Annotated in this window: 13 protein-coding genes; 5 read left to right on the forward strand and 8 right to left on the reverse strand. The window is 49.8% G+C overall.

All coding sequences use genetic code 11. The annotated features are described in order from the left end of the window. The first annotated feature begins 10 nt into the window (after positions 1–10). From BUB94_RS09020 to BUB94_RS09030, 3 genes are all read left to right on the forward strand, one after another. Positions 11–1348 carry a LuxR C-terminal-related transcriptional regulator gene (locus BUB94_RS09020; protein WP_073236166.1) on the forward strand — a complete coding sequence of 446 codons (1338 nt, stop codon included), beginning with the start codon at positions 11–13 and terminating at the stop codon, positions 1346–1348. A gap of 314 nt (positions 1349–1662) precedes the next feature. Further along, a complete protein-coding gene (locus tag BUB94_RS09025) occupies positions 1663–2706 on the forward strand; it encodes a family 16 glycosylhydrolase (RefSeq protein WP_073236169.1) in 1044 nt (347 codons plus the stop codon). A 74-nt stretch (positions 2707–2780) separates the two neighbouring features. Next, positions 2781–4169 (forward strand): GntR family transcriptional regulator, encoded by a 1389-nt coding sequence (locus BUB94_RS09030; RefSeq protein ID WP_073161313.1) that lies wholly within the window; start codon positions 2781–2783, stop codon positions 4167–4169. 180 nt (positions 4170–4349) lie between these two features. On the opposite strand, the gene BUB94_RS09035 is transcribed toward BUB94_RS09030, so the two are convergent. The 6 genes from BUB94_RS09035 to BUB94_RS09060 all read right to left on the reverse strand — a co-directional run bounded on the left by BUB94_RS09035 (position 4350) and on the right by BUB94_RS09060 (position 9305). Next, positions 4350–5084, reverse strand: coding sequence for an IMP cyclohydrolase (locus BUB94_RS09035; RefSeq protein WP_073236172.1), 735 nt, complete (start codon positions 5082–5084; stop codon positions 4350–4352). 156 nt (positions 5085–5240) lie between these two features. Next, entirely contained in the window at positions 5241–5573 is a 333-nt protein-coding gene (locus BUB94_RS09040; protein WP_254793713.1) for a hypothetical protein, read from the reverse strand. Between the two features lie 57 nt (positions 5574–5630). After that, on the reverse strand, positions 5631–7085 hold the full coding sequence (gene gatB / locus BUB94_RS09045) for an Asp-tRNA(Asn)/Glu-tRNA(Gln) amidotransferase subunit GatB (RefSeq protein WP_073161310.1): 1455 nt from the start codon (positions 7083–7085) through the stop codon (positions 5631–5633). Between the two features lie 72 nt (positions 7086–7157). After that, the gene (locus tag BUB94_RS09050; protein WP_073236176.1) at positions 7158–7715 is read right to left on the reverse strand and encodes a hypothetical protein; all 558 of its coding nucleotides are present in this window, start codon (positions 7713–7715) and stop codon (positions 7158–7160) included. 33 nt (positions 7716–7748) lie between these two features. Beyond that, a complete protein-coding gene (locus tag BUB94_RS09055; protein ID WP_073236179.1) occupies positions 7749–8201 on the reverse strand; it encodes a type II toxin-antitoxin system VapC family toxin in 453 nt (150 codons plus the stop codon). 27 nt (positions 8202–8228) lie between these two features. Then, on the reverse strand, positions 8229–9305 hold the full coding sequence (locus BUB94_RS09060; RefSeq protein ID WP_073161307.1) for a hypothetical protein: 1077 nt from the start codon (positions 9303–9305) through the stop codon (positions 8229–8231). Positions 9306–9446: 141 nt separating this feature from the next. Here BUB94_RS09060 and BUB94_RS16775 point away from each other — a divergent pair, with 141 nt between their 5' ends. Then, positions 9447–11015 (forward strand): hypothetical protein, encoded by a 1569-nt coding sequence (locus tag BUB94_RS16775; protein WP_175549703.1) that lies wholly within the window; start codon positions 9447–9449, stop codon positions 11013–11015. 55 nt (positions 11016–11070) lie between these two features. Here BUB94_RS16775 and BUB94_RS09070 read toward each other — a convergent pair whose 3' ends face one another. Beyond that, on the reverse strand, positions 11071–12147 hold the full coding sequence (locus BUB94_RS09070) for a hypothetical protein (protein WP_139260178.1): 1077 nt from the start codon (positions 12145–12147) through the stop codon (positions 11071–11073). Between the two features lie 26 nt (positions 12148–12173). After that, positions 12174–12371 carry a hypothetical protein gene (locus BUB94_RS09075; RefSeq protein WP_073236190.1) on the reverse strand — a complete coding sequence of 66 codons (198 nt, stop codon included), beginning with the start codon at positions 12369–12371 and terminating at the stop codon, positions 12174–12176. 137 nt (positions 12372–12508) lie between these two features. Here BUB94_RS09075 and BUB94_RS09080 point away from each other — a divergent pair, with 137 nt between their 5' ends. Next, positions 12509–13330, forward strand: a complete 822-nt coding sequence (locus BUB94_RS09080; protein ID WP_073236193.1) for a TatD family hydrolase — start codon at positions 12509–12511, stop codon at positions 13328–13330. Positions 13331–13428: the final 98 nt, after the last annotated feature.

Raw genomic sequence — 13428 nt, forward strand, 5'->3', positions numbered from 1 at the left:
ATTTGGCACGATGTCCGAGAGGTGTAAAGTACAGGGATTGACTAACCGGCAGCTCGAAGTTCTCGACCTGCTGCGCAAGGGGTTGACAAACGCCGAGATTTGTCGTGCCTTGAATATTTCAGAAAACACCGTCAAAATCCACCTGGCCAACATCTACAAGACGCTAGAAGTTTCAAACCGTACGGAAGCAGTAGCCGCAGTCGCAGAAACGGCCAAAAACTGGGTTAATTCCGATGAAGTCCGCATTCGCGTCATCCACGACAGCGACATAAAGGACCATCCCCTTGTCTATGAACTGTTCCACGGCATCGTAGAAAACTTCCAGGAATACCGCCTGTTCCTAATCAATACCGGATTGTCAGACGAAATTGTACAGGATTCAACCTATCAAATTAAAATTTCGGCTTCCCAAGACGGCAACCAGGCATTTATTTCACTGCTCCAGGGCAACAACAAGGCTATTATCTGGTCACAGAACCTTAAACTGGATGACACAAGCGCAATTGATCTTTACGCAGACCAGTATTCAATCGTGCTGTTCCGCAACATGATCATTTCTGCAGCCAAGGTTCTCGAACAAAACTCCAAAGCCTCCCCCGCCTGGTGGTACGCCACGTCATACTCCATCATAAAGAGTGAAAACCGCAGCAGGGACTGTTTCGAAAAGTGCATGTCGATGCTTCAGTCCCTCACGGTGGAAGGAGACATCAGAAACTACGTCCTGTGCAGTCAGGCATCAATCTACTACCTGGGAATTTCCGAAAACTGGGTAAACGGAGAGGAATACGTCAAGAAAATTGGGGAACTGGCTTGCGATACCATGCGCAACAACCCCTCATCGGCCTATTCCATGTTCACCATGGCCCTTTACAATATCCTGTTGGGCAAGAAGAACGAAGCTATCGTCTACTTCGAGGGCATCCTGCTGTCCAACCCGCTGAACGTCATGTGCCGCCGCCTGCTGGTCCAGCTGTATATGCTCATGGGCCGCGAAGAAGACGCCTTAAAGCAGCTTGATGAAATTGCCCGCCTTGTCCCCAACGGTATGGACCAGCCATTCCAATTCGTAGCCAAGGCCATGATCTATTTCCTCCAGGGGAATTACGATTTCTGCGAAAAAGTTTCTAGGCAAGTACTGATGTTCCACCCCGAAATCCCCTTTGCAAGGCTTTTTGTAATTGCCTGCAACAACAAGAATGGGAATTTGGACGAAGTAAAGAAACAGGTGAAGATATTCTACGAATACCATCCAAACTTTACAAGAAATGACTTGGAGCGTTTTATCGGAGGAGTATCTCCCAACCTCAAGCAGATTCTCCTAGAGTCGATCCAAAACATTTTTGACTAAAATCACGAAAAAACGGCAGTTTACCCTGCCTTTTTTCATTTATATAGCCCATATGGGCTATGGCTTTAATCATACCAACTTATTATTTTATGAATACCTGAGAAGGAGAAACGCTCTCTGTCCGACACCTCTTATAGGAGAGCATTATCACTTGGGGGACAAAGAGAGGTAGCCTTCCAATTGGGAGAAGGCTACCTTTTTTTGTTGCCAGACAACCCATCAATCGATACAGTGCTGAGAAATTAACACTCGTTAAACTTGTTATAAAGTTAGACAGTTTATATGTTTGATTCCGGTGTAGAAAAGGAGTCAAAATGAACCTGAAAAAATCTCTCTCTCTCTTGGCAATGGCTGCAGCAGCAGTTTCCGCACAAACCAACGACAGGGACTACTCTGGCGCCGAACTTTACACTAGGGACACCTACGAATACGGTCGTTTCGAAGCCCGTATGCAGATGGCAGCCGGTTCCGGCACCGTCAGTTCCATGTTCCTCTACCACAACGATTCTTACATTGGCTGCGACGAACCCTGGGTCGAAGTGGATATCGAAATTCTGGGCAAGAACCCCAATGAATTCCAGTCCAACATCATTACCGGTTACGGTCCTGCCGATGGCTGCGCCGACAGAAAGCAGTACAGCGAAAAGCTTCATCCCATGAGCCCCGCCGTGAACACCGCCTTCCATACCTACGTCATGGAATGGACTCCGGACTACGTGGCCTGGATTATTGATGGTGTTGAAGTCCGCAGAACCAAGGCTGGCGAACTGAACAGCAAGGGTGCAGATCAGGTCGTAGACCTGAAGAAGAAGCCCCAGGGTCTCCGTTTCAACCTCTGGTCCCATACCGATGCAGGTTGGGTTGGCCCGTGGGACGATTCCATCCTCCCCGTTTACCAGTTCATCAACTGGGTCAAGGTTTACAAGTACACTCCGGGTCAGGGCGAAAACGGTTCCGACTTCACTCTGGACTGGGTTGATAACTTCGATTCTTTCGACTCTTCCCGCTGGCTCAAGGGTAACTGGACCTTTGACGGCAACCGAGTCTACATCAGCTCCAAGAACATTTACGCACAGGACGGCATGATGATCCTCGCCCTCACCAAGAAGGGTCAGGAAAGCTTCAACGGCGTGGTTCCCCAGGATACAGAACCCAGCCCCGTTACAAGCTCTGCAAGCCAGGATCCTTCCTCTAGCGCTTCCGCCGATCCGGCTTCTAGCGCTTCTGAAGATCCGGCTTCCATCAAGAAGCTCACTCCTGCAGCAAAGCTCCAGAATTCTCGCGGCACCTTCAACGCCAAGGGCGAAATGGTGAACAAGGCTAACGCAGCCCGCTACCGCGTAGACTTCAAGCTCTAAAAAAGACTCCAACCCCAAACAACAAAGCCTGTACAGTAGCAATATTGTACAGGCTTTTTTTTATTTTGTAGTCCGTGAAGAACCGGATTAAGCAAATTTTATTGGATACTCCCCATAAAGATGGAGACCGCCTCCCTTCTATCAGAGATGTGATGAAGCATTATAACACGTCTTCGGGTACGGTACAGTCCGCCCTGAAAGAACTGACGGAAGAAGGAAAAATCTGCAAAATTCAAGGAAAGGGGTGCTTCTGGGGAAAGGAACTGATCAGCCAGAATATACCCATGGTTCACGAAACTGTGGCCGAACGTCTGGCAAAAGCTTTTGACCGCGATTTCGAGCGCGGACTCCTCAAGCCGTCTAAGTCCCTCCCCCAGTCCAAGGAACTGGCCCTGCGTTACAACGTAGCCCAGAACACCTTGCGCAAATTCCTGGATGGAAAGGTTTCCCAGGGAGTCCTGAACAAGTCCGGCAGACAATATTTCTTTGCCCAAAACAGGGTTGTAAACGAAACTTCCCCCCTCAGCGAAGTGATTTTTGTAACTCGATGCAACAGTTGGGGCGGTTTTACGCCAGAAAGTGAACGCGAACTGGATTTTTTGCGTCTAGTATATAGAAAGGCCGGCGCAGAACGGTACAAGCTATCTTTATTAGGCATTAATGATGAAACAGGCAAGATCGTAGACCGTAGCGGAAAGGAACGCAGACTTTCAGACTATCCCAACGCTGTGGGAGCCGTCCTGTCCACTCTGCTGGTGCAGCGATTCCAGCCCCTGTTAAACTTTTTTGCCGACGCCAAGTATCCCGTGGCCGTCTGGTGGGAGCATCCCGAAGAAGCAGTCCCCAAAACATTCTTGCGAAAGTTGAACTGGACCTTCTTCAACTCCACCTTCGGAGAAAATCCCGGTCAGGAAACAGGCCGCTACCTGATGAGCCAGGGCGTCAAGGAAATCAACTACTTTTCGCCCTACCATAATAGTTCCTGGTCCAAGGATCGCCTTATGGGGCTGTTGACTTCGGGCCTGCAGGTACACCCCTACGCAGACGATGAATTTGCAAGTCCCTGGGACTATAAGGAAATTGCCAGAAAGAATGTGGAAAAGCATTCTGTCGAAACATACGCCCGCAACCTGGAAAAGGATAAACTGAAGTCTATGGCCCAGCGCGCAATCGCTGACCGCCAAGGCAAGCCGAACATTCCCTGGGTTTGCGTCAACGACGAAGTGGCCGGCATCTTTATCGAAATGAATGACGATGGCGACATCAAATTGGAACAGCCGGAATACGGTCCCGTTTTGGTGGGGTTCGACAATTCCATCGAAAGCTACCTATTGCGACTCCCCTCTTATGACTTCAATACCGAAGCGTTGGTAGAGCAGATTTTCTACAGCATCAGCAATCCGTCGGAATATTACGACAAAAAGAAAATCCACCACATTTTAGGAAATGTTGTTGAAAAATAGCGAAACAATTCCACAAAAACAAAGGCCCCCAAAAGGGGCCTTCATTTTTCAACAACATTTCCAATTACGAATTATTAAGTACGAATTACGAGAATAATAGTCGCGGAGAAGCCGCCTAACTAAGTCTCATAATTCATACATCGTAATTCATAATTGACTTTGATCTAGACAAAAACAAGTTTACTTGTTTTTGTTGACGATCAAAGTCTTAGCCTTGAAGGTCTTGCGGTCGATGACCTTGACCATCAGGGAAACCTTGTTGTCCTTGTCCAGGGCGTTCCAGTACTTCTTCAGGTTTTCTTCGGCGGTGTCGAAGATGGGCATCAGCTTCGGGGAACCTTCGAAGGAAGGAATGGGCTTGCCGTCGGTGACGTAGGTGCTGATGAAGTGGCCGAGACCCGGGAGAGCCTTTTCGAATTCGAAAGTAGCGCGTTCGCAGCCAGCGTCTTCGCTGTTGTTGCGAGACTTCAGGATGGAAAGCTTGTAGAGAGCCGGCTGGGCATTCTTGTAATGAATACCGGAGATACGCGGAGTGAAGTTGGGAGCGTCGTCTTCGTACTGACGGGTAGCCAGAGCGCTTTCGAAAGTGCCGCCCAGCTTGATGGCATCATAGATAGTATCAGTCTGGTCACCGTTGGTAATGATCTGCACGTCGGCAGTGTGGCGAGCCGGATAGTAGATGATGAGGTGCGGGTCGGTGAGCTTGGATTCGTCGAAGGCCTTGGTCTTCATGAAGCCAGTCTTTGCTTCCATTTCGAACACGCGGTTGCGGCTGTTGACGCTGCGGCCCATGATCCAGTAGACCTGCACGAAGGACTTGCCATCGGGGCTGGTGCCGAGAACGATGCCACGGCCAGGATACGGGTTCTTGGCGAGAGCCTTGAAGTTTTCTTTTGCTTCATCTGTATAAGACATATTGTACCTCTTGTTAAAAAGTTTTCAGGTCGCTTCGCTTTGAGGTCGGTCACTACCGTTCCCTTTCAGGTATGAGACAATTACACAACATAACTACGCTCATAAATAACCAGACCTCACACCTCAAAGCACCGCAAGGTGCGACCTCATACCTCACTACCTTTTCGGATTATAATTGTTCATCAGCACCATGGCTATAGCTACGCACAACATAACGACACTACCAACTATGACCTGCTGTTTATGGTCGTACTCGCGTTTGACATAGCTAGGGTTCTCTTCGTTCAGTTCCTGCAAGGTCGGACCTTCCGCCAGCTTTGTACTATCAATACCATAGAGTTCGGCAATTTCAGCATCCGTCATATTTAGGGTATTGACATAGGCGGAATCATACTGGTCCAGCTTGTCGGCGGCAGACGAAACCGCCGGCGTCAGTGCGACGCAGGCGATTGCAAATGCGAATATTGCAAACACACGATTCAATGCCATAGCAACTTGCGAAGCAGAGCCTGCCCTGAGCATAGCGAAGGGTGGCGATTAGGCCGATTATTCCTGAGCCAACTTGTCGAGAATTTCGTTCACCATGCCCGGGTTGGCCTTACCGCCAGACTTGCGCATGGTCATACCCACGAGGAAGCCCTTCAGTGCAACCTTACCGGCCTTGAATTCGGCGAACTGGGCGGCGTTGGCGGCACAGACTTCGCGAACGATAGCTTCGATTGCGCCAGTGTCAGCCACCTGGACCAAGCCCTTTTCCTTAACGATGTCTGCAGGATCCTTGCCGGTTTCGAACATGTCGGCGAATACTGTCTTTGCAATCTTACCGTTGATGGTCTTGTCTTCGATCAGGTTCACCAGGGCGCAGAGCTGTTCCGGCTTGATCTTCAGGTCAGCGAGGCCACCTTCCAGATCCTTCATCTTGGCCAGGAGTTCGGTAATGACCCAGTTAGCGAGAACCTTGCCGTTCTTGCAGTTCTTGGAAGCGGTATCGAACCAGTCGCTGATGTCGCGGTCGTCGGTCAGAACCTGTGCATCGTATTCAGACACGCCAAGGTCATTCATGAAGCGGGCGCGACGTGCATCCGGCAGTTCCGGAAGGGTGCGACGGATTTCTTCCACGAAGGCAGGATCGGTAACGAGGCGTACCATGTCCGGTTCCGGGAAGTACTTATAGTCATGAGCGTCTTCCTTGGAGCGGATGACGATAGTCTTGTCAGCATTGGGGTCGTAACGCTTGGTGCACTGTTCCACTTCCTTGCCGGCGTCGAGCGTTGCGGACTGCAAGTAGTATTCGGCGTTCAGAGCCTTTTCAAGGTTGGTGAAGCTGTTCAGGTTCTTGATTTCTGCACGGGTGCCGAAAGGAGCGTCTTCGGAAGCGCGGAGGGAGATGTTACCATCGCAGCGCATGTTGCCGTTTTCCATGTTAGCATTGGAAACGCGGGTGTATTCCAAAGTCTGCTTGATCTTCTTGAGGACCAGCACAGCTTCTTCCGGGCTACGGATGTCAGGTTCAGTCACGATTTCGCAAAGCGGAGTACCGCAGCGGTTTGCATCAAAATGAGAGTCGGTGGGGCTCATGTCGTGGATCAGCTTACCGGCGTCTTCTTCCATGTGGATACGGGTAATGCCCACGCGCTTCTTGGTGCCGTCAGCCTTGATGATTTCCAGCCAGCCGTTCTTGCAGATGGGATGGTCGTACACCGGAAGACCGCCAGTCTGGGTAATCTGATAGCCCTTAGGAAGGTCCGGATAGAAGTAGTTCTTACGAGTCCACATAGCGTTCAGGTCGATTTCGCAGTTGAGAGCGAGACCCAGGCGGATAGCGTATTCCACAGCCTGCTTGTTGGGAACCGGCATGGCACCGGGCATACCCAGGCAAACCGGGCAAACGTGCTTATTAGGAGTAGTGTTCACTTCAATTTCGCAACCGCAGAACATCTTCGTCTTGGTAGCGAGCTGGCAATGGATTTCGAGACCGATAACGGTAGAGTAGTTAGGCATATTAACTCCAGTAAATTTACAAGAGAAAATGTAGAAAAAAGCCACACTAACAAAGTGCGGCTCAATTCAAAATTACTCAATGGTGAAGTATGTATCGTAGTAGATAAAGGGGCGCTTCTTCTTTTTCTTGAACTTGCCCTTTCCACCGCCTTCCAATTCAGAGACCAGATCCTGGAGGCCGCCCATTTCAACCTTGTTGGGATCTTCTTCTTCTTCGGCTTCCTTGACCTTGAAGTAAGGGATTACCAGGTCGAAGTCATCCTTGTCTGCATCCTTTTCGAAGTTGAAGGAATATTCCGTTTCGGTGTTGCCATCCTTAACGCGCTTGGTAGAGATGTTGATGCTCATCAGGCGGGCATTGAGAGTCACTGCATCAAACTGAACAGTCATGTCCAGGGCGTATTCTTCCAGAGGCAAGGTGGTCTTAGAAAAGCAGAAGTCACCAACGCTGTTGAATGCACCATCAATTTCGACACCGTACTTGATCAGGTCGCGGAGCATGCCGTGGGTTGCGCCGTATTCCATAGCCTTGAGGGTGAACTTGGACTTCACCATGAGCTGCTGCAGCTTCAGGGAATACTTGTCCAGACGAGACGTCAGGTTCATTTGCATCTTATATTCATTTGCCATATCGAGTCCTTCTTTTGTCGGGCGCAAATATAATTATAAAACTTCTTCCAGCGTTACCACGGGTATATCCGTAGAGTTCGCAAAGTTCACATTCTCGGTAAGGATGCAATCCGCTCCGTTCACGAATGCCGTGGCCAGTCGCAGGGAATCTTCTTCGGAAAGCTTGTGGTTTGTACGATTGGCAGATGCAAAAAGTTCTGCAGCCTTCACCGCGATTTCGCCATTCACGTCACAGAGTTTAACGTTCTGGGAATGTTCAAAGAACTCACGGTACTGGCGGGCAAGAACGCCCTCCCCTGCCACACAGGCCTTGCGGGAAAGTTCGAACAGGGTGACGCTAGAAGTCAGAATCGTGACGTTCTTTTCGTAAGCATAGTCCAGCACCGACGAAACGACAGGATAGAAGTCCGGATGCATCTGGAGCAGGCGGACAACTGCGCTTGTATCCAGAAATAGAATGCGGGACTGTTCTATAACCTTGTTCATAAAGTTAGAGTGTCTGACCTGCTGTAATTACTCGTAGATTTCCATCTGGGCGATGTCTTCACGCATGCCGGCACGAACCATCCTGAATCGTTCAGCCTTGGGGTAGAAGTACCAGATCCACCATTCACCGCTAATATCGGTGCGCTTGGTCTTGATGGCCACGGGCTTTTCACCCTTGAAGTAGTCGCGCTTGTGGGGAATCACGTGTTCGAAGGGACGATAGGTATGGACTTCTTCGCCAGCCTTACGTTCGATAAAGCCGTTGCCGCCCTTACTCCAGGTGATGGTCACCTTTCCGTTTTCATCCTTTTCTTCCTTGCAGGAATCAAAGCCGCTGTCGCACCACTTGAAATACTTGTAGGTGAAAGCCTGTTCGGGCATGTTGAAGGTTTCGACCACGCGACGGATGCCCCTGAAGTCGTTGTATTCGCCTTCGAGAGTGTAGTTGCCCACGTTGTATTCGGAGCAGCCACGCTGAGCCACCTTCACTCGACGGTTGGCGATTGCCAGGTCAACGGTGCAGCCTTCTTCGCTATAGGTCATGCGACCCTGGCCGCCGGCTTCGCGCATTTCCACATTGCTGGCTTCCAGTTCGGCACGACCAGATTCGGGGCCATTCTGGATGATAAAGGTAAACTGTCTGGGGTTCGTAGGAGACTTCTTGAGGACAACGCGACCGGTTGCGGAGGCGTACTCGCCACTCAGGTCCTGGGCTGCCTGCTGGAAACGGGCCAGGTCGGCGCGCTTGACCCAGAGGGCACCATACTTACAATCGATGGGAACGAAACGGGGCGGTTCAGAGGGAGTTACCTTTTCATAATAGACCACCTTCTTCTTGACGGTCTTCATCTTGGGGCGTCCCTTCTTGTCTTTCTTGACATTGCCCTTCTTGTCCTTGACTTCCACCTTTTCCTTGACAATCTTGGTCTTTTTTACGGAATCCTGGGGAATGGGCAGTTCCTTGATCCAGTCATTAAGCTGGAGGGTTGCTGCGGGGGTACTTTCGTCTACGGTACCGCCAACCTTTTTATAAACGGACAGAGTTTCTTGTGAAAAACCGAATGCAACGGCAAAAAACAATGCAAAAATGATAGATCTCTTCAAAATTCACCTCTTTTGAAGCGTAAAGTTAGCCATTTTAAATGATAAATGAAAGTAAAAACCCCTAAGGAAAGTTTTTTTTACCATACTGCCAAAATTTTTTACTAAAATTTGAACGTGGAATTAGTGAAAGGAGTTCCCTCTATGAAGAAAATGTTTTTAGCCTCTTGCATCATGGCTGCAGCTGTTTTTGCTGCACCTGAAGCATCTGCACCCGCTGCAGCACCTGCTGCCGCTCCCGCCGCCGCAGCTCCCGCTGCCCAGCCTGCTGCCCCCGCTGCCGAAAAGGCCGCTCCTGCTGCTACCGAAGCAGCCGCTCCTGCCGCTGCTCCCGCTGCAGCTGAAGTAGCAGCCCCGGCCGCCGCTCCCGCTGCTCCCGCCGCCGAAAAGGCAGCACCTGCAGCCGAAGTCGCCGCCCCTGCCGAAGCAGCTCCTGCTGAAGCCGCTGCTGCCCCCGCTGAAGAAGTGAAGGCTGCCGAAGCTCCCGCCGAAGCCGCTGCCGAACAGGCACCCGCCGCCGAAGCCGCTGCCGCTGAAGCACCCGCAGCAGAAGCTGTTGCCGCAGAAGAAGCCAAGGCCGAAGAAGTAAAGGCCGCCGAAGCTCCTGCCGCAGAACCTGCCGTCGAAGCAGCACCTGCAGCCGAAGTTGCAGCCGCTCCCGCTGCTGAACAGGCTCAGCCCAAGAAGAAGAAGCGCAAAAAGAAAAAGATGATCGAAAACGCAGTGATGTCTGTTAACCAGATCAACTTCGACATCAACGCTGACTTCGAATTGGAAGCAGGCAAGGTATTCTGGTCTTCCGAAAACGACAAGTATAGCGACAACCTGGAAACCTGGAACGGAGAAGCTAACTTTGCAGTCCTCGCTGAAACCGAAGACTTCAAGGGCAAGATCGGCCTCGCATTCTACCCCGGCGACCTGAAGTCCTCCGACGACAACATCGACAAGAAGGTCAAGAAGGAACAGATCCGTAACAGCTCCGCAGAAACTGCAGCAGCCGACTACTTCTCCCTGGACGAAGCATGGGCAATGCAGGGCACCGACTACTTCACCTTCAAGGTGGGTCGTTGGGACAACACTGACAAGAGCGGTGACTACTTCGGTGGCTACATCGATGGTTACGTAAACGGCTTCCTCTCCACTCAGGCTTCCGAAAACCAGTTGCAGTTCGGCTTCACCCCGAGCGACAACATGGACCTGTACCTGTCTCTCATCAGCAAGTCTGAAAATCTGGACAGAGGCGACATCCGTGCTGCATTCAACTTCCACGGCCTCGAAGGTCTTGAAAAGCTGAAGGTTCAGCTGGCTTACCGCAGCAACCTCTTCGACGCCATCTACGACGCCGATGCAGACATCAAGCACAACGTTTCCGCCAAGTTCAACCTGCCGGTTGTCTCCAACACCATGGACATCTTCGCTGAAGGCGCCCTCATGGACGTTTCCGACGACCTGGTTATCCCGGTTACCGGCGGTGTTACCTTCTACACCAAGGTTGTAGACCGCATCATCGTCGAAGCCGAATACGTTGCTGACCGTAACGAACACAAGGAATTCGGTGTTAGCGACAAGCAGAAGCATGTGAAGGACGTTCTCGGTGCAATCTACCTGGAAAAGGCATTCACCGACCGCTTCAGCCTCTCTGCTGGTTTCCACAGCTACGGTTCTACCAAGGACTACATGCTGTCTGGCAACCTGGTCGGCAGAATTAACTAATTCGAGAGTCGAGCGACTCTACTAAAAAAGCTTCCGGTTTATCCGGAGGCTTTTTTTATTCACTCAATTTTGATTCCAGCCATTCACGCATCATTTGCTCTAAGCGAGAAATATTCGTGCTGTCGTTCAAGTTGGAAAAGATCAGACGTTTCATTGATGAATCACTAAAGAATATTGTCCGAAGCCTTTTATCGTAACTTGACTCAAACATTTCCGTTGAGTATTCATCCAACAACCGTTTAAATTTCTTGAAATTCGAAGTGTCTCCATCGGTCATTTGCTTTTTGAAAAACTCACCCGATGAATTTTTCAAATTGAAATTATACAGAACCGAATCACCACGCATTTCAAGTTGACAATACCTTACAGAATCTGCCACAAACCCCTCCCCCACAACGATACCGTCCCAAGGAAAGAAAATGGAATTTTTCTTTGTCAGCACCGTATCAAGCACAAACACTTTTGCAGGATCAGCACTTTCATTAGACAAGTAATATTCAAACTTTGGAAGCAGAGAACTAACAACAGGCTTATCCAGGAAGTAGTTACAAGCCCTCGTTTCTATATACAAAGAATCCTTAGATTGTTCGCTAATAGAGCAATGATTATCCTGGATTTCAGAGACTTGGCCGTTTTCATCAATAAAAGTAATCCGCCGTCCATATATATTATAGCTCTTCGCTACAGACAAGGCCTTGCATCCCTTTCGAGGAACTTCTTTTAGATTTTGAATCAAGGCAAGCAAGGAATCCTGACCAGAAATTGTTACAGATTCACGAGTCTGTTTACAGGTTGTAATTTGTCCTTCGAAGCAAGATTCAACGTAGATTTCAATCGCAGTAGAATCCTGGCCTACAGGCGTTGCAGAAGCTCTTACTCTAGATATCGTTCCATCAAGGACAAATTTTTTATGATAAAGAAAGGAATATGCAAGAGTATTCTCTTTCAAGGGAATTTCATCTATATAGACAATGTTTCCTACCATCGGGGGGCTCGGGACAGCCTCTTCTTGATTGGCGACATCCTGCTGAAACGCACAGGAAGCCAAGAAACACAACATCAGTAAAATCGCAATCATAATCTTATCATACAAAAAAGCCGAGCTCTGCGCCCGACTTTTTTCATAATTCATAATTAGAATCAAGCCAAGGCTTGATTCTAGATGCCCTTGCGATCCAGATCCATCATGAGAGACTGGAGGGAATCTTCGACGCTGGTGCGGAAGTCAGCAACACCCAGGCTGCAGCTAGCAACAACTTCGCTACCCTTGGCAATGCGAATGATAGTGAAACCACCTTCATTAGAAAAAGAAACAGACAGACCCTTATTCAGTGCCTTTTCCAGCAAATCACGCATTAGAAACTCCTTTTTTGAGGATTGATAAAACTTATAGCCCTAAATTAGGCTTTTTCGTTTGGAAAAACAACCCTTTTTTACAGAATTTGAGCAAAAAAAAGGCATTTTTTAGACCAAGCAAGTCTATATTTTGACACATGTTCGATTTTCACCTCCATTTGTCACGACTCCCCCACTCCGCCGATGTGGCCAAAGCCCTCTTACAAGCCGATTGCGGATTCAACAACGTGGCTTGCGAGCCCTGGGAATGGGAAAAATCGATGGAACTGATGAAAATCACTGACGTTCAGCACGCCCAGTCCGCAACGAAATGGACACAAGCCTTCGGTGTACACCCCATGGCCGCCGCCCAAGTGAGCGAATCAGAAATGAACCGCCTAGAACAGATTCTCCGTAGCGGCGATTATGCCGTTGGCGAATGCGGGCTAGACAAGCGTTTTGAAGGATATGAGTCCGCAGGAGTTCAAGAGCTAATTTTTAAAAGACAGGTAAAGTGGGCGCAGGAATTAAACCGCCCCATTCAGGTTCACTGCGTCGGAGATTACAGCAGGATATTGAAAATGATCGCAGACGTGGAATGCTGCCAACGGGAAACCGCCCCGGTCCCTCAGGTCATTTTCCACCGCTTCGGCGGGGACGCTGGCATTATCAAGGCGACACTGCAACAGCTGGGTACACGGGCCCTCTTTTCGCTGCACGCCGACTCCTTCCGCAAAAAATCAACGGCAGCCGCAATGGGTCTAATCCCTCGGGAACAAGTCCGCTTTGAAACCGACGCCGACGAAAGTTTCTCACCGAACGACGCAAACACTCCAAACGGCGCAGACGTGCCACCCCGAAATGGCACAGACACCCCCAAAGGCGAATCAGCGTCGGATTGTTCCACCTCAGCCGCCGTTGCCTCCCGAATTCAGGAGTGCTTGGAGCGAATTCATGGGCTGTTTTCGCAGGTTTACTAACCAAACGGGTGCCAAATGGCCAATTAGGCAGTATAATTTTAATTTGTACGTATCTTTTTTATGGGTAGCGAGTCTTGATTACGGACCAAACTCCTTTA

It is taken from the genome of Fibrobacter sp. UWH9 (assembly GCF_900129715.1).
In the GTDB taxonomy this organism is placed as follows: Bacteria; Fibrobacterota; Fibrobacteria; order Fibrobacterales; family Fibrobacteraceae; genus Fibrobacter.

What these genes read in the sequence shown, in the direction of transcription:
- BUB94_RS09070 (WP_139260178.1), bottom strand. Translation starts at nt 12,147, where the DNA reads ATGAATTATGAAAAAAGTCGGGCGCAGAGCTCGGCTTTTTTGTATGAT.
- BUB94_RS09080 (WP_073236193.1), top strand. Translation starts at nt 12,509, where the DNA reads ATGTTCGATTTTCACCTCCATTTGTCACGACTCCCCCACTCCGCCGAT.
- BUB94_RS09020 (WP_073236166.1), top strand. Translation starts at nt 11, where the DNA reads ATGTCCGAGAGGTGTAAAGTACAGGGATTGACTAACCGGCAGCTCGAA.
- gatB (WP_073161310.1), bottom strand. Translation starts at nt 7,085, where the DNA reads ATGCCTAACTACTCTACCGTTATCGGTCTCGAAATCCATTGCCAGCTC.
- BUB94_RS09050 (WP_073236176.1), bottom strand. Translation starts at nt 7,715, where the DNA reads ATGGCAAATGAATATAAGATGCAAATGAACCTGACGTCTCGTCTGGAC.
- BUB94_RS09035 (WP_073236172.1), bottom strand. Translation starts at nt 5,084, where the DNA reads ATGTCTTATACAGATGAAGCAAAAGAAAACTTCAAGGCTCTCGCCAAG.
- BUB94_RS09055 (WP_073236179.1), bottom strand. Translation starts at nt 8,201, where the DNA reads ATGAACAAGGTTATAGAACAGTCCCGCATTCTATTTCTGGATACAAGC.
- BUB94_RS09025 (WP_073236169.1), top strand. Translation starts at nt 1,663, where the DNA reads ATGAACCTGAAAAAATCTCTCTCTCTCTTGGCAATGGCTGCAGCAGCA.
- BUB94_RS09040 (WP_254793713.1), bottom strand. Translation starts at nt 5,573, where the DNA reads ATGGCATTGAATCGTGTGTTTGCAATATTCGCATTTGCAATCGCCTGC.
- BUB94_RS09075 (WP_073236190.1), bottom strand. Translation starts at nt 12,371, where the DNA reads ATGCGTGATTTGCTGGAAAAGGCACTGAATAAGGGTCTGTCTGTTTCT.
- BUB94_RS16775 (WP_175549703.1), top strand. Translation starts at nt 9,447, where the DNA reads ATGAAGAAAATGTTTTTAGCCTCTTGCATCATGGCTGCAGCTGTTTTT.